At 66.4% G+C, this 21,074-nt stretch carries 18 protein-coding genes and 2 pseudogenes; 7 read left to right on the plus strand and 13 right to left on the minus strand.

Annotation, left to right across the window (positions count from 1 at the left end):
• Window positions 1-99: 99 nt before the first annotated feature.
• Entirely contained in the window at window positions 100-555 is a 456-nt protein-coding gene (locus tag AB0B25_RS21235) for a GNAT family N-acetyltransferase (RefSeq protein WP_357182091.1), read from the minus strand.
• A gap of 18 nt (window positions 556-573) precedes the next feature.
• Window positions 574-2,091 (minus strand): malate dehydrogenase (quinone), encoded by a 1,518-nt coding sequence (gene mqo / locus AB0B25_RS21240; protein ID WP_357182094.1) that lies wholly within the window; start codon window positions 2,089-2,091, stop codon window positions 574-576.
• 387 nt (window positions 2,092-2,478) lie between these two features.
• Here mqo and AB0B25_RS21245 point away from each other — a divergent pair, with 387 nt between their 5' ends.
• Window positions 2,479-3,447, plus strand: a complete 969-nt coding sequence (locus AB0B25_RS21245; protein WP_357182322.1) for an alpha/beta hydrolase — start codon at window positions 2,479-2,481, stop codon at window positions 3,445-3,447.
• On the opposite strand, the gene AB0B25_RS21250 is transcribed toward AB0B25_RS21245, so the two are convergent.
• From AB0B25_RS21250 to AB0B25_RS21275, 6 genes are all read right to left on the minus strand, one after another.
• The gene (locus AB0B25_RS21250; RefSeq protein ID WP_357067126.1) at window positions 3,427-3,990 is read right to left on the minus strand and encodes an alpha/beta hydrolase; all 564 of its coding nucleotides are present in this window, start codon (window positions 3,988-3,990) and stop codon (window positions 3,427-3,429) included. The two genes, AB0B25_RS21245 and AB0B25_RS21250, sit on opposite strands and share 21 nt — an antisense overlap.
• Before the next feature lie 56 nt (window positions 3,991-4,046).
• Complete coding sequence (locus AB0B25_RS21255) at window positions 4,047-4,439, minus strand: type II toxin-antitoxin system VapC family toxin (RefSeq protein WP_357182096.1); 393 nt, start codon at window positions 4,437-4,439, stop codon at window positions 4,047-4,049.
• Window positions 4,436-4,723: an AbrB/MazE/SpoVT family DNA-binding domain-containing protein gene (locus AB0B25_RS21260; RefSeq protein ID WP_357182098.1), complete on the minus strand. Its 288-nt coding sequence runs from the start codon at window positions 4,721-4,723 to the stop codon at window positions 4,436-4,438. The genes AB0B25_RS21255 and AB0B25_RS21260 overlap by 4 nt, the downstream gene beginning before the upstream one ends.
• Before the next feature lie 105 nt (window positions 4,724-4,828).
• Window positions 4,829-6,370: a cobyric acid synthase gene (locus tag AB0B25_RS21265; RefSeq protein WP_357182101.1), complete on the minus strand. Its 1,542-nt coding sequence runs from the start codon at window positions 6,368-6,370 to the stop codon at window positions 4,829-4,831.
• Between the two features lie 169 nt (window positions 6,371-6,539).
• The gene (map, locus tag AB0B25_RS21270) at window positions 6,540-7,403 is read right to left on the minus strand and encodes a type I methionyl aminopeptidase (protein WP_357182104.1); all 864 of its coding nucleotides are present in this window, start codon (window positions 7,401-7,403) and stop codon (window positions 6,540-6,542) included.
• Between the two features lie 164 nt (window positions 7,404-7,567).
• A complete protein-coding gene (locus tag AB0B25_RS21275; RefSeq protein ID WP_357182107.1) occupies window positions 7,568-7,861 on the minus strand; it encodes a hypothetical protein in 294 nt (97 codons plus the stop codon).
• 438 nt (window positions 7,862-8,299) lie between these two features.
• On the opposite strand from AB0B25_RS21275, the gene AB0B25_RS21280 reads away from it, so the two are divergent.
• The 3 genes from AB0B25_RS21280 (at window position 8,300) to AB0B25_RS21290 (ending at window position 10,742) form a co-directional block, all read left to right on the plus strand.
• Entirely contained in the window at window positions 8,300-8,710 is a 411-nt protein-coding gene (locus AB0B25_RS21280; protein WP_357182109.1) for a hypothetical protein, read from the plus strand.
• A 289-nt stretch (window positions 8,711-8,999) separates the two neighbouring features.
• On the plus strand, window positions 9,000-9,665 hold the full coding sequence (locus tag AB0B25_RS21285; protein WP_357182112.1) for a hypothetical protein: 666 nt from the start codon (window positions 9,000-9,002) through the stop codon (window positions 9,663-9,665).
• A gap of 201 nt (window positions 9,666-9,866) precedes the next feature.
• Window positions 9,867-10,742 carry an LLM class F420-dependent oxidoreductase gene (locus AB0B25_RS21290; protein WP_357182115.1) on the plus strand — a complete coding sequence of 292 codons (876 nt, stop codon included), beginning with the start codon at window positions 9,867-9,869 and terminating at the stop codon, window positions 10,740-10,742.
• A gap of 228 nt (window positions 10,743-10,970) precedes the next feature.
• Here the strand turns inward: AB0B25_RS21290 and AB0B25_RS21295 are convergent.
• Window positions 10,971-11,338, minus strand: a pseudogene (locus AB0B25_RS21295) (transposase); the annotation flags it as partial.
• A 199-nt stretch (window positions 11,339-11,537) separates the two neighbouring features.
• Between AB0B25_RS21295 and AB0B25_RS21300 the strand changes: the two are divergent.
• Window positions 11,538-12,137, plus strand: a complete 600-nt coding sequence (locus tag AB0B25_RS21300; protein WP_357182117.1) for a DUF4126 domain-containing protein — start codon at window positions 11,538-11,540, stop codon at window positions 12,135-12,137.
• Window positions 12,138-12,378: 241 nt separating this feature from the next.
• Here AB0B25_RS21300 and AB0B25_RS21305 read toward each other — a convergent pair whose 3' ends face one another.
• Window positions 12,379-12,738: a DUF4254 domain-containing protein gene (locus AB0B25_RS21305; RefSeq protein WP_357182324.1), complete on the minus strand. Its 360-nt coding sequence runs from the start codon at window positions 12,736-12,738 to the stop codon at window positions 12,379-12,381.
• 795 nt (window positions 12,739-13,533) lie between these two features.
• Here AB0B25_RS21305 and AB0B25_RS21310 point away from each other — a divergent pair.
• Window positions 13,534-16,971 (plus strand): protein kinase, encoded by a 3,438-nt coding sequence (locus AB0B25_RS21310; protein WP_357182120.1) that lies wholly within the window; start codon window positions 13,534-13,536, stop codon window positions 16,969-16,971.
• Between the two features lie 19 nt (window positions 16,972-16,990).
• Here the strand turns inward: AB0B25_RS21310 and AB0B25_RS21315 are convergent, their stop codons facing one another.
• On the minus strand, window positions 16,991-18,295 hold the full coding sequence (locus AB0B25_RS21315) for a diguanylate cyclase (RefSeq protein WP_357182124.1): 1,305 nt from the start codon (window positions 18,293-18,295) through the stop codon (window positions 16,991-16,993).
• A gap of 118 nt (window positions 18,296-18,413) precedes the next feature.
• Window positions 18,414-19,526 carry a terpene synthase family protein gene (locus tag AB0B25_RS21320; protein WP_357182126.1) on the minus strand — a complete coding sequence of 371 codons (1,113 nt, stop codon included), beginning with the start codon at window positions 19,524-19,526 and terminating at the stop codon, window positions 18,414-18,416.
• A gap of 407 nt (window positions 19,527-19,933) precedes the next feature.
• Here AB0B25_RS21320 and AB0B25_RS21325 point away from each other — a divergent pair.
• Window positions 19,934-20,292: pseudogene (locus tag AB0B25_RS21325) on the plus strand (metalloregulator ArsR/SmtB family transcription factor).
• 19 nt (window positions 20,293-20,311) lie between these two features.
• Here AB0B25_RS21325 and AB0B25_RS21330 read toward each other — a convergent pair.
• The gene (locus AB0B25_RS21330; protein WP_357182128.1) at window positions 20,312-20,971 is read right to left on the minus strand and encodes a PAS and ANTAR domain-containing protein; all 660 of its coding nucleotides are present in this window, start codon (window positions 20,969-20,971) and stop codon (window positions 20,312-20,314) included.
• Window positions 20,972-21,074: the final 103 nt, after the last annotated feature.

A 21,074-nucleotide genomic window follows, 5' to 3' on the forward strand; every position in this document is an offset into this window, starting at 1 on the left:
CCGAGCGACCGACGCGCCCGCGACGAAGTCGCAAGCGGCGGCCGCTCGGACGCGAGCCACCGGGGGGCCGCGAACCCGCAGCGCCGCAGGCGCTGCCGACTACACAGCACCCTTGCGCATGGGCAAGTGTGGGATGCCGTCTTCGTCGAACTCCTCGCCGTCGACTTTGAAGCCGTGCTTGCGGTAGAGGTCGACCAGGTAGCTCTGCGCGTTCAGCCGTACCGTGGCGGAGCCGACCTCGGCCAGCGCCGCCTGCAGGAGTCGGGTGGTGTACCCGTGTCCGCGTGCGGGCGCGGCGGTGCAGAGCCTGCCGATGCGGAAGCTCTTCACTCCGTCGTGGTGCTCCTCCCACAGGCGCAGAGTCGCGATGACTTCACCTTCGTCATCGAGCCAGAAGTGCCGGGTCTCGGGAAGCAGATCGTTCCCGTCCAGTTCCGGATACGCGCATTTCTGCTCGACGACAAAGACTTCGACGCGGAGTTTCAACAGCTGGTAGAGCGTGGCAGTGTCGAGATCCTGTGCCCATGACCGTTTGAGAGCAACCGTTGACATCATCGCGCCTTGCTATCACACCTAGGCGTTCGCCGCGACCCCAACGTGGTTCGGCGTGTTCGCGAGGCTCAGTGTCTTGGTGGTCCAATCCCATATTTCGTGGAACAGATCCGGGTTCTCCGACAGCGACACACCCAGCGACGGAACCATTTCCTTCAGCTTGGGTGTCCATTCGGTGTATTCCCGTGGGAAGCAACGCCGTAGGACGTCGAGCATGGCGGTGACACAGGTCGAGGCGCCGGGCGACGCGCCGAGCAGGCCGGCGACCGTGCCGTCCTGCGCGGCGATCACGGCGGTGCCGAATTCGAGCACGCCACCCACACCTTTGCGACGGATCACCTGAACGCGCTGGCCCGCGGTGATCAGTTCCCAGTCTCGTGCCTCGGCGCGCGGAATGAACTCCGACAGCGTGAACACCTTGCCTGCTTCGGACTTCAGCAGCTCACTGACCAGGTACTTGGTCAGGCCCAGTTCGGTGACGCCGACGCCGAGCAGCGAGAACAGGTTGTTCGGCTTCACCGACTTGAACAGGTCGGTGTTCTTGCCGTCCTTGAGGAACTTCGGCGTCCAGCCCGCGTACGGACCGAACAGCAGGCCGGGTTTGCCCTTGATCACGCGGGTGTCCAAGTGTGGCACCGACATCGGCGGGGCCCCGACCGCGGCCTTGCCATACACCTTGGCCTCGTGCTGTTGGATGAGCGACGGGTTGGTACAGCGAAAGAACTGGCCGCTGACCGGGAACCCGCCGTATCCCTTCGCCTCCTTGATGCCCGCCTTCTGCAACAGCGGGAGTGCGCCGCCGCCCGCGCCGACGAACACGAATTTGCTGACCAGCGTGCGGGTTTCCCTGGTACGCAAATTACGTACCGTGACCAGCCAGGAACCGTCGGACTGCTTGGACAGGTTGCGTACCTCGTGACCGAAGGCCAGGTCGGCCCCGCTGGCGCCGAGGTAGGCGAGCAGTTCCTGGGTGAGCGCACCGAAGTCGATGTCGGTGCCGCTGTCGGACCAGTTCAGTGCGATCGGGTCGGAGAAGTCGCGACCGCGCGCCATCAGCGGCAGCCGCCTGGTGAACTCGTCGGAGCTGTCGATGTACTGCATGCCCTCGAACAGCGGGTGCGCCGCCAGCGCCTCGTACCGTGTGCGCAGGTACTGCACATTGTCGGCGCCGTGCACGAAACTGACGTGCGGGATCGGGTTGATGAAGGTGGACGGGTCGCCCAGGATGCCGTTCTCCACGCCGTAGGACCAGAACTGGCGCGAGACCTGAAACCGCTCGCTGATGTCGACGGCTTTGCTGATATCGACCGAGCCGTCGGCGTTCTGCGGACTGTAGTTCAGCTCACACAGCGCGGAGTGCCCGGTGCCCGCGTTGTTCCACGGGTCGCTGCTCTCCGCCGCGGCGGCGTCCAGCCGCTCGAACAGGGCGATCGACCAGTCCGGCTGCAACTGCCGCAGCAGCGCGCCGAGGGTGGCACTCATGATCCCGGCACCGATGAGTACTACATCGGTCTTTTCAGTCACGGCAGCGTTCGGCACGGGTAGATCGACTTCCTTGTCCTTCTGCGCGGGCCCACCGAGCGGGTGGACCTGCCTGGGCGCGGTGTTCAGTTGTGGCCCGGGTCCGGCATTCGCCGTTCCCGAACAGCATGGCTAGAGGTAGGTTACCCACCGTTCACCTATCCCAATTCTGCACCTCACCACGCGCATCGTCCGCAACCAGCCTGCGGAATGTGCCGAATGCGACAGAGATCATCGTCACCACCAGGGCCTGGAAAGAGCCACACGCTGTCGGGTCGCGGCGCCGTCAAATACATTGGTCGGGTGACGAACGAACAGTCGCTCGCCGAGCCGGTCGGCACCGCCGCGCAGGACGGCGGCTGGCTTCCCGATGTGCTCGGCGCGCACTTCCAACAGCGCACGCTGATGCTGGGCGCCGATCCCGACGGTGAGGGCGAAGTGGTCGCCACGCTGGTGCGCTACGTGCCGAACGGGACCGTCGAGCAGACCGCGGGCGCGGTGCTCTACGTGCACGGATTCACCGATTACTTCTTCCAGGAGCATCTCGCCGAGCATTTCGCCGAGTGTGGGTTCCAGTTCTACGCGCTCGATCTGCGCAAGTGTGGTCGCTCGCTGCGGGATGGGCACACACCGCACTATGTGACGGATCTCGCTTTCTATGACCGGGAACTCACCGAATCGCTGCGGATCGTCCGGGCGGAGACCGGTGCGCCGGTGGTGCTCAACGCACACTCCACCGGTGGTCTGATCGTGCCGCTGTGGCTGGATCGACTGAACCGAACGCACGGCACGGCCGCCGCGGGGATCACCGGTCTTGTGCTCAACAGCCCGTGGTTCGACCTGCAAGGTCCGTCTTACTACCGGACCGTCGGCACGCCGATCATCAAAACACTCGGGCGGTTCCGGAGGATGATCGAAGTACCCGGCGGGAAGGTCAGCACCTACGGTGACAGCCTGCACCACACGGTGTCCGGCGAGTGGAACTACAACCTGGACTGGAAACCGCTGCACGGCTTCCCGGTTCGGCTCGGCTGGCTGCGCGCGATCCGCCAGGGCCACGCGCGTCTGCACGAAGGACTCGATATCGGGGTGCCATCGCTGATCCTGCGCTCCAGGATGACCAAGTTCGCCAGGACATACGGTCCTGCCGTGGACGTGGCCGACGCGGTGCTGGACGTGAAACAGATCCAGCGCTGGTCGGGCTGCTTGGGCGATCGGACCAACATGGTGCCGATCGACGGAGCCAAGCACGACGTGTTCCTGTCCGGCCCGGAGCCGCTGGCGCGCGCGTTCGCCGAACTCGACAGCTGGTTGGACTGGCTGCGGGTCTACCGGACCACGTCCGGCGACAGGTCACCAGAGGCTGGTGCGTAGCACGATCTCGGTGGCCAGTTCGTGGTCTGCCTCGGTCGCCACATCGGTCACGTCGACCTCGACCACCCGGAACTCGCCGTGGACGAACCGCCCGGAGGTATCGGCCACCGATCGGGGCAGGTTCTTGGTGACCAGCACGGTGGTGGGCACCTCCACCGGACGAGTGTTCGCGTCGAGCACCGTCCCATCGGCGCCCGGAACCGCCGGGTGGCCCCGGTCTGCGACGACCAGGCTCTGGTAGCGACCGAATCCACTTGCGCATACCTGCCAGGCCAGCGCGGCTCCCGCGCCACGCCCGGCGACATTCACCCAGGGCAGCCCGAGTTCGTCCAGGATCGCGGTCACCCCGCCCGGGTCGAGGCCCTCGATCGATTCCACCGCGAACGTGCGCAGATCCGAGGTGTGCAGTCGGGCGCATACCTGGTCGAAGACGTCCGCCGGGTCACCCGAATCAGGCAACAGCAGCACGCTGTGCCGGGATTCCGGCCCGTCGATCCGAACGGTCCATGCCCGGTCACCCACCGCGATCTGCCGAGATTTCATGCCGAATCACGCTACACGGGTCACCGGCTCGAGGCGTCGTGTCGCGAGTGCACGCGTCAGGCGAGCAGCCGCATTCCGGCCTGCTCACCTGCGCAGTGATCGAAGGTGACGGTCAGGTCACAGCCCGCCTCCTGTCCGAGCTGCTGAATCAGCGCGTCCGCGAAATCCGCGCCGTCGGCGGCCCTGCGCAGCGCCTGGCGCACCGTGTCGGCGCGCTCGACCACGATCTCGCTGGAATCGAGCAGCCCGAGCAGCACGTCGGTGACCGCGTCGGGGTCCTGCTTGTAGCCCCGGCGCAACACCCAGTGGATCTCGGCGAGCACGATCATCGTGACATAGCCGGGCTTGCTCTCGCTGAGCCCGTCGATCACCTGGTTGGCCCGGGCGGACTGGTCCGGGTCGTCCTGGGTGAGGTAGCGAATGAGCACGTTCGCGTCCAGACCGATCATCGCTGCTTGCTCTCCACCACGTTGCCTGCGATCGCCTCGTTCATCTCGGAGAGTCCGATCGGCGAACCGGACCAGCCGACGATCCCCTTCAGTGATTTGATCGTGCGCGTCTCGGGGACCAGTTCGTAGGTGCCGTTGGGGGTCGGCACGAAGGCGACGCGCACGCCCGCGCGCAGCCCCATCGCCACGCGCACATCGATCGGGATGGTGATCTGGCCTTTGCTCGTGACGGCCGCCGAGACCACGTTTCCCCCTCTGCTGGTCGACCTTTTGTCCGTCACCATCACCCTCACCCGACCGTGATCGTTTCGCGTCGGATTGCCCGGCGCCTTACTCGGAGTCGAATTCCTTACTGCAAGGTAAGGCTCGGAAGTCGCCGCGTCAACCATTCAGTCACGCGACGAGGTACCGCCGGGCACGACGTCGGTGGCGAGGATCGGCAGATCGGCAGGCGCCCCATCGGCGAGCAGACGTTCCAACCGCACGATGTCCAGGTGGTCTTCGACCAGGTCGGCCAGCAGATCGAGCTGCCCTTCCCGGACTGCGGCGACCGAGACATCCTCGGCGGCAACGAAACCCGTGCGCCCGGCGGCGAACGCGACCGCGCGCAACCAACTGCGCCGGAATCGGTCCGACTCCAGCAGGCCGTGCAGATGGGTGCCCCACACCGCGCCACGGACACTGCCCTCCGGCTGCCCGTCGAGGGTGAGCCATGCCGGGTCGCCGCGGCGGACCACCCGACCGTGATGAATCTCGTAGCCCCGCACCGGAATTCCCGCGCTGTCTCCAGAGCTGGTACGCAGTACCTTGGCCGCGGCGAACTCGACGGACAGGTCGAGCAACCCGAGCCCTTCGACCGCGCCCGCATTCGACTCGACCCGGTCGAGGATGTGGTTACCGAGCATCTGATAGCCACCACAGATGCCGAGTATCGGCGCGCCCGCGGCCGCGCGTGCGCGCAGCACGTCGGCGATACCGGTGCGGCGCAACCACTCCAGGTCCGACACCGTCGCCTTGCTCCCCGGCACGACCACCAGATCCGTGCCGGTCAACCTGGACGGCTCACTCACCCAGCGCACCGCGACTCCCGGCTCACAGGCCAGCGCCTCGATATCGGTGGAGTTGGAGATCCGCGGCAGCCGGACCGCGGCGACGGTCAGCCACTCCGTGCCCACCGGCGGGCCGGGGCGTCCGACCGGCGCATCGGCAACGGTGCCGAGCGAGTCTTCGGCGTCGATCCAGAGGTCGTCGGTATGGGGGAGCACGCCGAGGGTCGGTCGGCCGGTGAGCTCGACGAGGCGATCCAGCCCGGGGCGCAGCAACTCGACGTCGCCACGGAACTTGTTGACGATGAACCCCGAGATCAGGCGCTGATCTTCGGGTTCGAGGATCGCGACCGTGCCGAACAGGTGGGCCAGCAGACCGCCCCGGTCGATGTCGCCGACGAGTAGAACCGGCAGCCGCGCGGCCCGCGCCAGACCCATGTTCGCCAGATCGGTGGCCCGCAAGTTGATCTCGGCCGGCGAGCCGGCACCTTCACAGATCACCACGTCGAATTCGGCGCGCAGCGTGGCGAGTTCGGCGGCGACGACAGCACGCAGCTCCCGCCGGCGCAGGAAGTAGTCCTCGGCGCCGACGGTGCCGACCGCGGCTCCTCGCACGACCAGCTGTGCGCGCCGGTCGCTACCCGGCTTGAGCAAGACCGGGTTGAACCGCACGCTCGGCGCCAGCCCGCACGCCCGCGCCTGCAACGCCTGCGCACGCCCGATTTCCCCGCCGTCCAGCGTGACGACGGAATTATTGGACATGTTCTGCGCCTTGAATGGGGCCACCCGCACACCGCGGCGTGCCAGCATTCGGCAGATCCCGGCCACCACGACACTCTTGCCTGCGTCCGAGGTCGTCCCCGCGACCAGCAGTGCACCCTTCATCGCGCGGTGCCGATCTCGACGGCACCGCGGGTCGACGCCGTTCGGCGCGGCATGGCGCCGCTCGGATCGCGCAGCAGGCCGGCGCAACTCGCACACCCGGTCGGCACGGGCCCCGGAGTGATCCGCCCTTCGTCCGGAACGCACCGCATCCCTACTGCCAGGCTCGGAGTCACGGCAGGGTCAGAATCTCGGCCCCCGTCTCGGTGACGACCAGGGTGTGCTCGAACTGCGCGGTCCACTTGCGGTCCTTGGTGACCACGGTCCAGCCGTCATCCCAGATCTCGTAGTCGATGCCGCCGAGGTTGATCATCGGCTCGATGGTGAAGGTCATGCCGGGTTGGATGATCGACTCCACCGCCGGCTGGTCGTAGTGCAGGATGACCAGGCCGCTATGGAAGGTCGGGCCGACACCGTGACCGGTGAAATCGCGCACCACGCCGTAGCCGAAGCGATTGGCGTAGGACTCGATCACCCGGCCGATCACATTGAGCGCCCGTCCCGGCCGAACCGCCTTGATCGCCCGCAGCGTGGCCTCCTCGGTCCGCTCGACCAGCAAGCGCACCTCCGCATCGACGTCGCCCGCGAGGTAGGTCCGGTTGGTGTCGCCGTGCACACCGTGGATGTAGGCGGTGACATCGATATTGACGATGTCACCGTCCTCGATCACCGTCGAATCGGGGATGCCGTGGCAGATCACCTCGTTCAGCGAAGTGCAGCAGGATTTCGGAAATCCCTTGTAGCCCAACGTCGACGGATACGCGCCGTGGTCGCACAGGTATTCGTGTGCGATCCGGTCCAGCTCGTCGGTGGTGACGCCGGGCGCGACCGCCTTACCTGCCTCGACCAGCGCCTGGGCAGCGATCTTGCTCGCGATCCGCATCTTCTCGATCGTCTCCGCGGTCTGCACCCAGGGCTCATGTCCCTCATTCACGGTTTTCTTCCACGCATACTCAGGGCGTTCGATGGTGCGTGGAACCTCGCGGGTGGGCGACTGCGTGCCGGGGATGAGCGGCTTGCGGGTGCGGACAGACATAGCGAACAGCGTAATCGGGCGACCGAGCCCATGCCGAGAGCCGGGCGGAATAGATCCGGACCACGGTCCGATAAATAATAAATCCGTCGCACCCGCGCCGACCCATCGTGTGACGCCGACGCCCGGTCCGGCCATCCGACCACGTGATGGCCGAAGCAGAGCCGTCACAGGCGCGCACACCACTCGTCGAACCGGTTCCCCAGCATGGCGTAGACATCCAGCCATCCGCTACTGGCCGCGATCTCACACAGCGGCCCGGTCGGCAGGAACAGAAATCTGAGATCGGACATCCTGCTCACATCGCCCCGCCGGATCCGGCCCGCATGATCGGTCAGATCGTCCACGAGCTCCCGCTCATCCGAGTACCGAGCTTGCCAGGTCAGATCCTGTGGCACGCGTTGCACAATCGCCAACACGTGATCGAGGATGTCGACAATCTCCGCAACGGACGGCTCCATCACGCCAGTATGACCAGAGACCGGCAGCGCGCGGAGGCGCCGCACCGAACAGTATTCCGCGGCAAGGAGTTCCGGTCGGCGATCCAGACCGGCGCCCGGTTCGGAACGCGGCGCGGGAAAGCGGACCATCAGTTCCATACCCGAACCGACGTTCCGCGATCGTTCCCAGGCGCGGCAGGCAACTTCGCAGGCAGTCGTGCCACGGGCCGTCATATCCCGTCGAGTTCGACGCATAACCCGCGCATACGGCGGCGGACGCGCATCCGAGGTCCATCAATGGCGGAATACGTGACGACAGCCCCGCGGAGCGCGTTACGATCGACAGGTTATTTGCTGTGAGATAGCGGGGGTGTGGACGTGCGGCGCGGTACGCGCCGCGGTGTCTTCTGATCGTGTTCCGCAATCCAATTCGGCTACGCAGGAGGAGGAAGATCTACGATGACTATCCGGAACTACCGACGTTCTGCCGCCATCATGACCACATTCGGAGCGATCGGGGTGGCCGTTGTGTCGGCCGCCACTACCGCTCTCGCCGCCAACACCATCGATGTCAGCGGTGTCGGGCCGACCAATGTAGGGGTCGACTACAACTGCGAGGCCGCGGCCGGCGTGACCGCCATTCGGGCCATGGTGGGCGAACCCGACGCGGACGATCCGTCCGCTACCGGCACGCAGAGCGCCGTCACCTGCGACGGAGCCCCACACACCGCCGTGGTCACCCTGGTCGGAGCCGCGGGCGAGGAGGCGCCGCTGTCGGCGGGGCAGACGGTCCAGGTGCGGGTCGCGCTGGTCGACAGCAATGACACTGTCGTTTCCGGGCAGTCGAAGGTGGTCTCGCTCGGGCAGTGATCTGTGGCAGCCGGGCCCCTCGACGTCGGGTCATATCCTCTGGCGGGATATCGGCTCGCGCCGAGGGCCCCGGTTCGTCCGACCTTCCGGTCACCCCATGCCTACGCGCTCCGGCACTCGCTCGAGCGTCGATGTCGCGGCCGCGCTGATATCGAGGCGGCGCGACGCGCCGGCTCCGGCCTTTCCTGGCGATCAGGTCGTCCGGGATTGTGCCGGGCCGGCGGGCTTCGGTAGGCATGCGGCCGAACTGTTTCGATGACCTGTCGGCGTACACCGCTAATCTGCCGACATGGTCAAACCGGAGTCGGCGTTGCGCCGCCTGATGCGCGATGCCGGGAAGCTGTTGCAGCCGTACGGGTTTCACGGCTCCGAGCCCACCTGGGTACGGGTCGAACCGAGCGGTGTGGCGTCCGTCGGTCGCACCAGGACATTCCGCACGTGGACGGATGGGCAGCAGCTCCTCAGATTCGGCCTGGTTCTGAGCGCGACTCCGATCGCCTGGTGGGAGTACTGCAACTGGCGCAATGCGCGGCTGGGTCGCCCGCCCACGCCACTGGAGAAGGCCACCGGCCCCGACCTGATCAATGATCACGGCATACCAGCGGACCTGACCGAGTTGTGGTCGCTGCGGCTCGACCCGGCGCGATCGGGGCACCACGTGTTGCAGACGGATGTCGACGCCATCCGCGCCGAGCTGCCCCGGCGGGTGCACGCGCACGCGCGACGAGCGATCCGACTGGTAGAACCGGGCCGGTATCTCGACGAGTTGCTGGCGCGTCCCACCGCGCAGATCGCAGGCTGGGAGGCGCTGGTGGTCCTGCTCGCAGACCAAGGGCCGGGACCACGACTCGACAGCGCGATAGACCACCTGCGCGTGTGCTGCGCGGAGCAGAACGCGGCCGCCTACGCGGCGGAGGTCATCGAATACGCGCAGGCCAGGGCCACCTTGGTGTGAACATCCGGCTACGACTCGAACCGCCGCGGGCCATGGCGGCAGACGTGCCAGCACTGTCCCGACAAGCTCCGCCAGACACTGCCACCACGCGGCAGGCCCCGATTTCAACGCACAGCGGATCGCGTCGGCTCGACTTGACCTGGAGCGCGCTCCAGCACTTAGCGTGGTCAGTCAAGGTCGTCTAGCACAAGGGATCGCTTCATGGAGCTGGGATTTCACATACCGATATTCGACGTCGACGGCGGCGCCACTGCCATCGCAGGCGAGCTGGCCAGAGTGGGCGCCGCGGCGGAAGAGTCCGGGGCGACCTGGCTGTCGTTCATGGACCATTACTTCCAGATCGAGCCGACGGGCCTTCCGGCGGAGTCGAACATGCTCGAGGGCTACACCACGCTGGGCTACCTGGCCGCGCACACCTCCAGCATCGACCTCGGTCTGCTCGTCACCGGCGTGACGTACCGCCACCCCGGCCTGCTCGCCAAGATCGTCACCACTGTCGATGTGCTCTCCGGCGGCCGCGCCGTGCTGGGCATCGGCGCCGCGTGGTTCGAGCGCGAGCACCGCGGGCTCGGCGTGCCGTTCCCGCCGATCGCCGAACGGTTCGACCGACTGGAGGAGACGCTGCGCATCTGCCGGCAGATGTGGGACCCGCAGAACAACGGACCGTTCGAGGGTAAATACTTTCAACTCGCCGAGACACTGTGCTCTCCGCAACCGATCAACCGACCCAAGGTACTCATCGGCGGCGCCGGGGAGCGCAAGACGCTGCGGCTGGTCGCTCAGTACGGCGACGCCTGCAACCTCTTCGGTTCCGCGCCGCAGGACGTCGCACACAAGCTCGACGTCTTACGACGGCACTGCGACGACGTCGGACGGGACTACGACCAGATCCGCAAGACGATCCTGGCCAACAACCCACGGCCCGACCCGGACAACCGCGATGCCTTCGTCCGGCAGATGGCCGCCTACGCCGAACTCGGCGTGCATGCCGTCATCGTCACTCCGACGACCGGCTCGCCGGCCGCTTGGATCGACCGCATCGCTCCGGTTGTCCCGCAGCTCGCCGAACTCGGCTAGGCGGACACCGCACCGTGTCTCAGCAGCCGTGATCCGGGCGCACAGCAGCGTTCCGCTCGCCCCCGAGGCGGGGATACCCGATGGTCAGGTGTTCGTTGCGTCCGCCCGGGCCGGCGCCTCGTCGAGATGTCGCGGATATCAACGACTCGGACAGCGCGGTGTCATTGGTGTCCGTTCGCCGAAAACCCACAGCCAGAAGACTTCCCACACACCGCGAACGCCACGCGTCCGTGAGCCGGACTTGCCGCGATCGACCGGTTGCCGGCAGCTCACCCGTTCTTCGCCCGCTCACTCGCCGCCTCCATCACCACCCGCGACCAGTCGATCAGGTCCTCGCTACCGTGCTCATCGCGTACCGCCCGGTGTAAATCCCGCCATACGCCCGTCTTTGTCCACACCGTGAAACGGCGATGCGCAGTAGGAACAGTGACCCCGAACAAAGCAGGGAGCGTCCGCCACGCACATCCGCTGGTCAGTACGTAGACCACGGCGGTGAATACCGCCCGCTGGTCGACCGGCGCGGTGCCGCCGCCCTGCATGCGCGCGGCGAATTTCGGCAACAACGGCTCAGCCAACTGCCACAACTCGTCCGGCATCAGCCGCTTCGAAAATTCGTCGACCACGACCGAACATCATGCGACACAGGAGATTCCGACACACCGAAATCAAACCACTTCGATAGCAGACCCGGGCGCGGCGCCTTTCGCGCAATCGCCCGGCCCGCCTCCCGAGTCGTCGTCGCCGACGCGGTGCGGATGCCCACGCGTCGAGGCCGGGCCACCATACGATGGGCACGTGTCCGCGCTACCTCTCCTCTTCACCGCCGGTTGGGCCAGCGGCGTGAACGCCTACCTGGTCGTCCTGCTGCTCGGGCTGCTCGGTCGGTTCGGACTCGCCGATGCGGTGCCGGAAACATTGCAGCGCAGCGATGTCCTGATCGCGGCGACAGCACTGTTCCTGATCGAGGTGGTCGCGGACAAGGTCCCCTACCTCGACTCGTTCTGGGATGCGGTGCACACCGTGATACGACCGATCGCGGGGGGCGTGGTCGCCGCCCTGTTGGCCGGGCAGGACGACTCGCTGCCCGAACTCGCCGCGGCCGCGGTGGGCGGCACCGCGGCGCTGGTCAGCCACCTGGTGAAGGCGGGGACCCGAATGGCGGTCAACACCTCCCCCGAACCCGCCAGCAACATCGTAGTCAGCACCGCCGAGGACATCGGCGTCGCGGGCATCATCACTCTCGCCGTCTTCAACCCGGTGGCCGCGGCGGTGGTCGCGACCATCCTGCTAGTCATCGGACTGGCGCTGGTGTCCTTGTTCGCCAGCCGGATCCGCCGCGCGCTACGCCGCCGAAGGGCGCGACGTACAGCACGCCACGTCGTTGCCGCGAAGTAAGTACCGGAACGGGTGTAAACAACGGGGCGTGCCGCGCTGAATCGACCACGCGGCACGCCGGGCGGGGCGCCCCATTGCGCCCGCCGTCACTGTGTCGGCGATATAAACGCCCAGGTGGAGTCGCTACTGGACAACTCCCGCCCCTGGCGACGTCGCCATTCGGACAAGTGACGCTGACGGGCATTATCGCTGTTGTGGACGAGACCCCTGTCGCTACGGATCACTGCTCGGGCAAACGAGATCATTGCTCGGGCAAACGACGGCGGCCACCGGCCACATCTGCTACCAGATCAGTGTACCCGTCGACGAGTTCAGCCAGCTGATACCAATGCCTGTGCGTATTGCCACTGCGCGCCCCCTCGGCGTCGATGACCTGATTCGCGTCCACCCAGCTGCGCGCCATCCGATCCACCACCGCGCCGAGGCTCTCGGTGTGCAATGAGGCGCCGTTGCGATGCTGCGGAATCTCCTGCGTGATCCATTCGTTGATGTCATCGACGAGTTCACTTCGCCGACAGTCGATTTCGGCGATCAACGCCACATCCCGGACTTGTGCGCGACGCTCGTGCAGCTCGGCGAGTGCGTGCGCGGAACGCAGCAACTCCCGATCTTCGAACCGCCGCCCCTGGAATGCGCACAACAGCTGCGGCGCGGTCGGCAATAATCCGACCGTCGGCGCGCTCACCGCCACACCCCGAGTCCACCCGACACCAACGCTCTTTGTACCAACATAATTGGCTCTCGATTCGGCTATACCGGTCATCGGATCGTTGTCACCACTAGGCTAACCGGATTATGCACGTACAGGTGCAAGAACGCACGATTGCGTCCGCATTGCTGCAGTCAAGGTCTCCTGACAGCGCGACGCCACCCACAGTCCCTCCGCGGCAATGACTTCGGAGCCGCTGGCCGCCCGCGCATCGGGCGGGCCACGCGGGCCGCTCGAAGCCCGAGCGCTCGCCGCCACCGGGTAGTTGCCACCCGACTCCGTCGGCACCCGATCGCGATCGGAGACACCCGGACCGTCGCCGCCCGCCACGCTCGGATCACCAGAACTCGCCGATACCGGCCGGCAGCCCCGTGGCGCCGGTCGCAGCCGGACCACAATCTCACCCCTGGACGGCGAGAACCGAGGCCCCGTCGATCGCACGACCGGATCCCAGCCACCGCCGCGCCGGGAAGGACTTCGACCCTCGGGCGACCGGGCTGACGGCGGAGGGCACGCGGAACAGCATTTTCCACCGCGTTGCTCGAGCACCCGTATATGACGAGATCACCGCCGAGGATAGGGCGCGGCCAGCGCGATCCCCAGCTGATCGGACTGATCCGGCGGTTCGCCAGGCATAAACTGGTTACCGACCGCAGGGACCACAGATACCCGACACAGAGCAGGGCCATGGCCGGTTCAGACCCCTTCGCGATACAGAACGGCCGACCTCCAGAGATCGAGCAGGAGCTGGAGGACGCAGGTTTCCACGAACCCCGCGTGGTAGGCGAGGGTGGTTTCGGCGTGGTCTACCGGTGTCGGCAGCAGGCGCTCAATCGCAACGTCGCGGTCAAAGTTCTCACGGCGAGGCCAGATCTCGAACCGGAGCATGTCGAGCGGTTTCTGCGCGAGCAGCAGGCCATGGGCGCACTGTCCGGACATCCGAACATCGTGCCGATCCTCCAGGTGGGCACCACCGGTGGCGGACGATCGTATCTGGTGATGCCGTACTACTCGCATGGCTCGCTGGAGACGCGTATCCGCAAGGAGGGGCGCCTCCCCTGGGCCGAGGCGATCCGGATCACGATCAAATTGTCCGGCGCGCTCGAGACCGCGCATCGAGCCGGGGTCCTGCATCGGGACATCACGCCGGGCAATGTCCTGCTCACCGACTACGGTGTGCCACAGCTGACCGATTTCGGAATCGCCCGCATCGAAGGCGGTTTCGAGACCGCCATCGGCGTGGTGACCGGATCCCCCGCGTTCACCGCGCCGGAGGTGCTGCGTTCCGGCGGCCCGTCGGCGGTCTCCGACGTCTACGGGCTCGGCGCGACACTGTTCGCCATGATCACCGGTCACGCGGCCTACGAACGCCGTTCCGGCGAACAGATCGTCACGCAGTTCCTACGGATCGCCGCCGAGCCGCTTCCCGATCTGCGGCTCGACGGCATCCCCGATGATGTCTGCACCGTCATCGAGGCGAGCATGTCGCAGAATCCAGCGGATCGTCCCCGTTCAGCCGCCGATTTCGGCGAACTGCTTCGCGATATCCAGCGCGCCAACGGCCTGCCGATCGAGGATATGACCCTGCCCTCCCCCGCCGACGACCACGACGCGCGTCCGACCGGAGTTCTCAGCCCGCGTCCGCTGCCATCCCCCAGCCGACCCCCGTCCGCTCGCCCCAGGACACCACCGGCACCCGACACGAAATTCCGTCCGGCGATACCTGCCGGAGCATTGGTTCAACGCGACCGACTGATCGATGCCTTACAGACCGACCCGCGGCCACGGCTCGCCGTCCTGCACGCACCGGCGGGATTCGGGAAGAGCACGCTGGCGGCACAGTGGGCACAACGCCTCGCCGAGAAGGAAGGGGTCGCGGTCGCGTGGCTCAACGCCGACCGCGACGACAACAATGTCGCATGGTTTCTCACGCACCTGATCGAGGCGTTCGACCACGCCCGGCCCGCGCTGGCGCCGGACCTACCTCGCATAGTCGAAGAGGGGGACTTCAGCGCGACTCGCTATGTGCTCACCACCCTGATCAACACCATTCACGAGCGCGACGAGCGCTTCGCCGTCGTCATCGACGACTGGGATCGGGTCACCGACGCGACCACCATCGACGCATTACGCTTCCTGGTCGAGCAGGGTTGCCACCACCTGCAGATCATCCTCACCAGCCGGTCCCGCGCGGGGTTGCCGGCGCTGGATACCGTGCGCCTTCGCCATGAGCTCGTCGAAATAGACACCGCTGCTTTACGTTTCGATGCCGACGAAGTGAAAGCGTTCCTAGCCGGTCAGGGTGGCCTCGAGCTGAACGACAAGCAGAGCGCCGAACTGCGCGACTGCACCGAAGGGTGGGCCGCCGCACTGCAACTCGCCGCGCTGTCCACGCGTGAACACCCCGACGCCGCGAGCCTGATCACCCACCTGACCGGGCGTAGTGACACCATCGCCGAGTACCTCGCGGCGAACGTTCTCGACACCGTAGAGCCCGATCTCCTCGACATTCTGCTCAAAACCGCCCTTCCCGACCGGATCTCCGGCAGCCTCGCCACCGCGCTGACCGGGCTGCCGAACGGACAGTCCGTGCTGGAGAACCTCGAACGCCGCAACCTGTTCCTGCGCCGGACCGACGACAGCGGCGAATGGTTCCGCTACCACCGTTTGTTCGCGGAGTTCCTCCGACTACGACTCGAACGCGACCATCCCGAGCAGGTCGCCGAACTGCACCGCGCGGCCGCCGCCTGGTTCGGCGAGCACAGGATGCTCAGCGAGGCCATCGATCATGCGCTGGCCTGCGGTGATGTCGAACAGGCTGCCGACATCGTCGAAGCGAGGGGCCGTGAGCTGGTGCAACATGCCCAGTTCGCGACATTTCTCGGTCTGGTCACCAAGCTTCCACCGACGGTCGCCAACGCACGTCCCGTTCTGCAGATCGGGGTCGCTTGGGTACACGTACTGCTTCGCCAGCCCACCCAGCTGCATGCGGCATTGCGACTCGTGCGGACAGCACTGGAAAAGTCCCCGGCGGCCGAACCCGATCTCGCCGTAGAGGCCGATCTCATCGAAAGCGTGGAGCATGCCTTCGCCGACCGCGTGGTGGGCGTGGACGCCGTAGTCACCGAATGCCTGGCCCGAACCGACACGCTGGGCCCGTGGGCGCTGTGCGCGGCCGCGAATCTCGCCGCGTTCTGCGCGACCGCACGGTTCGACTATGCCCGAGCAGGCGAATGGCACGACTGGGCTGCCCCGTATCACCGACAGATCCGCGGCACGTTCAGCCTGATGTACAGCCACAGCCTGGTCGGCATCGCGGCGCGCGAACAGCTCGAGATCGCCGAGGCCGAAGACAGTTTCCGTACCGCGTTGCACGTCGCCACCACCTCGTCCGGCCCGCAGTCCTACGCCGCGCGGCTGGCCGGCGCATTGCTCGGTGAGTTGCTCTATGAACGTGACCAGCTCACCGAGGCCGAACGCCTGCTCGACGCGGCCGGTCGGCTCGGCACCGAGGGCGGACCGGTCGACTTCATGATGGCGACCTACGCCATCGGCGCTCGGACCAAAGCCCTGCGTGGCGACCTCGCCGCCGCCGCGCGACGCCTGGAGGAAGGCGCCGAGGCCGCGCGTGCCTTGAAACTGCCACGTTTGGCCACCCGCATCGCCAATGAACAAGTCCGGCTCGGACTGACAGCCACCTACGTCACCGAACCACCCGCTGGAGAGAACGGCATCGCGACGATGGCCGCGGAACTGCGTGAGGATTCCGCGATCCGGATGCTGTTGCGATCCGGAAATCCCAGGCGGGTCACGGCCGCCTGCACCCGTGCCACGCAGTTGCGCGATTCGATCGCCGCCGCTCGACGCCCACGGGCGGCAGCGCAGGCGCAACTTCTGCTCGCCTGCTGTCTCGCTGCGGCGCGAAACATCGATGCGGCGAAGGACGCACTGGTGCCGGTGCTGGCCGAGTACGCCGGCATCGGCCTGATCCGGCCGGTGCGCGATGAGAGCCCGTGGATCCTCTCGCTCATCATCGCCCTGCATCGCGACCTGCAGGAGCACCGTTGGAAAGACGAGTGGCCGAGCGTCCCGGAGGGATATCTGCGGAGGCTGCTGAACCGCTGAAGGAACTCGACGGCGCGACTCAGGGAACAGGTTGCGGTCCGCGCGTCGAGTCCGTGTCGAGAATGTGCAGCACCCACCGCCCTTTGCCATCGGCCTTGGCTCGGTAGAGCCCGGTGTCGGCGGCGTCGAGCAACGATTCGGCGTCCGCGCCCGCGACCGTCGTCACCACTGCCCCGATGCTGATCGACATCTGCAGTCGTCGATCGCCGACGGTGATCGGGTCGATCAGCGCTTCCAACAGGCTGTTCGCCACCGTCGCCACCCGGTGGTCGCTGGCCGGCGGCGGAACCAGCCCGACGAACTCGTCACCCCCGATCCGGGCGATCAGGCACCCGGTTCCGCGCACGCTGTCCTGCAAGCGAGCGGCCACCGCGGTCAGGATCTGGTCCCCTGTTCCATGGCCGTAGCGGTCATTGACGTTCTTGAAACGATCGATGTCGACGAAGCACAGCCCCGCGCGGTCCCCCGCGCGGGCGTCGGCGATCATCGTGTCGATCCGCTCGATGAGATGCCGACGGTTCGGCAGACCGGTGAGCGGATCGTGTCGCGCCTGCCGATGCAGCTCTTCGCGCATGCGATGCTGCTCGGTGACGTCTTCGCCGACCGCGAGCAGATAGTTGCCCTGCCCGTCGACTCCCTTGACGAAGGTGATCGCGAACGACGCCCACCCATAACTGCCGTCGGAGCGACGCATCCGCTGTTCCAGTTTGACCGTGCCTTCCCCGGCCGGGACCAGCTTGTCGTAGACGAGCGTGCGAATCCCCTCTCGGTCGTTGGGGTGGGCGAAGTCGTAGACCGACACGCCACGAAGGGTTTCGATCGGCACGCCGATCATCTCGGCCAAGCCGCGGTTGACGTCCAGCAGGGTGCCGTCGGTATCGCCGATCGCGATCGCGATCCCCGCGTTGTCGAAGACCACGCGGAATCGCTGGTCGGTGGTCAGCCCGCCTGCCGTGTCCTCGGCGGGGCGTTGCTCGGGCCGTGGCCGACGCGATTCGGCGGCATGACCTTGACCGACCGCGGCGAGCAGCGCCGCGAGCCGAGGACCGGTACGCGGATCCCCGCTGTTCTCGGCCAACTGGTAGAGCACCTGCGCAGAGGTGCTCGGCACGGCCGGACCTGTCAGCCCGGCGGCAACCAGCGCCACGCCGACCCGAATACCGACGCTCGCGTCGAATCGTTCGGATTCCAGTGCGGCGACCAACTCCTCGACCAAGCGCGAGAATAAGACCTGCAGGTCGGATCTGGGCACGGGTTCGCTGGTGACGGCCAGCAGCTCACGCCGCCACGAGTCCGCCAGAACGTCGAGGTCGATCCGGTTCACCGCAACCCCCTCACAGGTCAGGCCGCCGACAGCCCCCCCGAGGCATGGTAACCACCTTTACGCAGCAGCGTCGAGAATCTGCCGCACGGAAGCATTCCCACCGTCGGAAATAGCGGTATTACGCCAGGCTGTTCTCCGCGAAGATCGATTCGCCCTTGTATCGCAGCGTCATGATCTGCCACGTCCACGTCGCCTGCACACAGCCGACCAAATCCACGAGATGGGTCGAGACGGTCGCCGCCAGATCGGCCCCGACTCCCCCGACCCGCGCACATCGCTCGGCCGTGGCGGCACTGACGCGCCGGAACTCCGTAAGCCGCGACCGCACGATCTCGGCGGCATGGCGCACAGCGTCGGCGAGCGTCCAACCCGGATGGTTCAGCATGACCACCGGGATCAGATTGAAGTCCGCCAGATCGACGATGCATTCCTTCTCGAAGGAGAACAAGTCGTTCATCAACGCGCCGATCTCCACGGTCAGCACCCGCATCCGGCGCAGATCACCGTCGAGCCCGGCGTGCCGGATCCGGTCCCAGGGCAGGTAGTCGTCTCGACCGAACTCGCACAAGGCGATCGCCGGGTACATACCCGAGACGTGGGCACGCAGGTCGATATATTCCTCGACGCCGAGCAGCCCACCACGGGTGCGGGCATTCTGATCCCGAATCGCGGGCTGCAGGTGCTCGATGGTCGCGGCGACGAACCGATCGAGCCAGGCCGGCTCCGCGAGGCCGGTCAGCATCGCGAGGAAGGCCGACGTGGACGTCTCCAATGCGGTCGGATCGACCGGCGCCGAACGAGTTCGAAGAAGCTCGCAGAGCCGGTCGGTCGCCACCCGCGCCTGCGCCTGCGTGGCGCCGTCCAGGTGGGCGAACTTCTCCCGGCCGACAGTGTCGTTGAGCCAGAACAGGATTGCGTTGTAGAGCCCGATGATCGTCATCCGCTCGGCACTGATCGCCCCGGGGTGCAAGTAGGGCGTCATGCTGTTGTAATGCTCGCCGCCCGGCTCGAGCCAGATGCCATACGAGCGGCAGAACCGCTCGATCTCGGCACACGCCTCGACGCCGAAGCGGTTCGGCCGGAATTCGCGGCAATAATCGACGATGTCCCAGTCGGGCGTGCCGAACAGTGTGCGCAGCGACCATTGGTGTCCTGAACGCAGCAAGTTCTTGTGCTGCGCACGCATATTCACGATTTCGCGCTCCAGCGCCGATGTGTACTCACTGACCACAGCAAATCCCTCCCACAGCGCTCACACTTCACATGAATTGTCATCCACATAAGGCCGGCACGGAAGGCCAATCCGCGAAGACGCAGGACATCCGGCTCATCTGTGTTGGCGCACAGGGCATGTGGCGCCGACGGCCGCGGCATCCCCGGATCGCGCGCACCATGTCATCCGCCACGACACAACGCCATCGGCCGCCGCCGCACCTCGACTCGACAGTCGGAGTTCTGCGTGGCGCGCCACGTCCCACCGCCTCGCAGCGATCGATACCCCTGGAGCGCACCGGTCGGCCGCACGAAGGCCGGACCGCGGCGCGGCATGCTTGCGGTCCGCGATCTCGGCCGACTGTCGCTGCAAAGTTGCTAAGGTCAGAAAGTAATGGCAGCGAGCATTCGGGAGTGGAGGACAGCATGGGCGATGCACGCCAGCCGCTCTATCGGATGAAGGCAGATTTCTTCAAGACGCTGGGGCATCCGGCGCGAATTCGAGTACTGGAACTGCTCAGCGAGCGAGACTACGCCGTGTCGGAACTGCTGCCGGAGGTAGGAATCGAGCCGGCCAGCTTGTCCCAACAGTTGGCGATCCTGCGTCGCACCGGACTGGTCACGGCTCGCCGCGAAGGGCTGTCGGTCTCCTACGCGCTGACCTCGTCGCGAGTGGCGGAGCTGCTGATGGTGACCCGGCCATCCTGACCGGAGTGGTCGCCGGGCAGGCGGAGTTGCTCGAAGAGTTGACCGAAGCGGGATCGGTCCCCGAATCGGTGAGCTGACCGCCGCGGCCCGGCGGGCTCAATTCGGCGGGACGTGATCGGACCGCAAGGTCAGTAACAGATGATCGAAACTGGTCCGCAAGGTCGCCGGGCCGCCACCCATGGCCAGGATTTGGTCGACCAGCAGCAGCGCCAGGGTCCGCAGTTTGGTGTTGGTTTCCTGGGAACGCCATTGCAAGACGCCGAACGCCTGCTCGGCGTTGATGCCGTAGACGAACATGAGCACACCTTTTGCCTGTTCGATCACCGCCCGGGATTCGACGAGTTCGGGCAAGGTGTCGTCGAGGATCTCCTGCCGGTTCTCTTCGATGGTGTCGGACACGTCGACGAAATAGCCGGTCGTGCCGACCACCTCGTTCCGATCATCGAGCATGCGGTCGGCGACGACGATGACATGGTGGATCTGCCCGGCGGTATCGATGACTCGATGGCGGCCGCAGAACGGCTCGCCGGTGCGCACGGCGACGGCGATGGACTGCGCCACTCGTTCGCGATCGTCGGGGTGCTTATGTGACAACAACAGCTCCGTGCTGGGCTGCATGCTGCCCGAGGCGTAGCCGTAGATCGCGGCGACTTCGTCGGACCACTCCCACCTCTGGTCGTCGAACCAGAAGCGGAAACTGCCGACGCTCTGCGGCTTGCCCGCTACGACGCGCTCGACCGCGTCCGCGCTTCGCACTGCAAGACGATCCATCCCCGTCACGCGTCGATTATCCCTCGCCATCCGCGCGAAGCACGCAAAACACGGTCACTAAAATGTGTCGAGCAAACTTTCCGCACAC

Origin of the sequence: Nocardia sp. NPDC049190 (genome assembly GCF_040648115.1) — a bacterium.
In the GTDB taxonomy this organism is placed as follows: Bacteria; Actinomycetota; Actinomycetes; order Mycobacteriales; family Mycobacteriaceae; genus Nocardia.

What these genes read in the sequence shown, in the direction of transcription:
- AB0B25_RS21265 (WP_357182101.1), bottom strand. Translation starts at nt 6,370, where the DNA reads ATGAAGGGTGCACTGCTGGTCGCGGGGACGACCTCGGACGCAGGCAAG.
- AB0B25_RS21255 (WP_357182096.1), bottom strand. Translation starts at nt 4,439, where the DNA reads ATGATCGGTCTGGACGCGAACGTGCTCATTCGCTACCTCACCCAGGAC.
- AB0B25_RS21290 (WP_357182115.1), top strand. Translation starts at nt 9,867, where the DNA reads ATGGAGCTGGGATTTCACATACCGATATTCGACGTCGACGGCGGCGCC.
- AB0B25_RS21275 (WP_357182107.1), bottom strand. Translation starts at nt 7,861, where the DNA reads ATGGAGCCGTCCGTTGCGGAGATTGTCGACATCCTCGATCACGTGTTG.
- AB0B25_RS21235 (WP_357182091.1), bottom strand. Translation starts at nt 555, where the DNA reads ATGATGTCAACGGTTGCTCTCAAACGGTCATGGGCACAGGATCTCGAC.
- map (WP_357182104.1), bottom strand. Translation starts at nt 7,403, where the DNA reads ATGTCTGTCCGCACCCGCAAGCCGCTCATCCCCGGCACGCAGTCGCCC.
- AB0B25_RS21285 (WP_357182112.1), top strand. Translation starts at nt 9,000, where the DNA reads ATGGTCAAACCGGAGTCGGCGTTGCGCCGCCTGATGCGCGATGCCGGG.
- AB0B25_RS21310 (WP_357182120.1), top strand. Translation starts at nt 13,534, where the DNA reads ATGGCCGGTTCAGACCCCTTCGCGATACAGAACGGCCGACCTCCAGAG.
- AB0B25_RS21260 (WP_357182098.1), bottom strand. Translation starts at nt 4,723, where the DNA reads ATGGTGACGGACAAAAGGTCGACCAGCAGAGGGGGAAACGTGGTCTCG.
- AB0B25_RS21280 (WP_357182109.1), top strand. Translation starts at nt 8,300, where the DNA reads ATGACTATCCGGAACTACCGACGTTCTGCCGCCATCATGACCACATTC.
- AB0B25_RS21250 (WP_357067126.1), bottom strand. Translation starts at nt 3,990, where the DNA reads ATGAAATCTCGGCAGATCGCGGTGGGTGACCGGGCATGGACCGTTCGG.
- AB0B25_RS21245 (WP_357182322.1), top strand. Translation starts at nt 2,479, where the DNA reads ATGCTGGGCGCCGATCCCGACGGTGAGGGCGAAGTGGTCGCCACGCTG.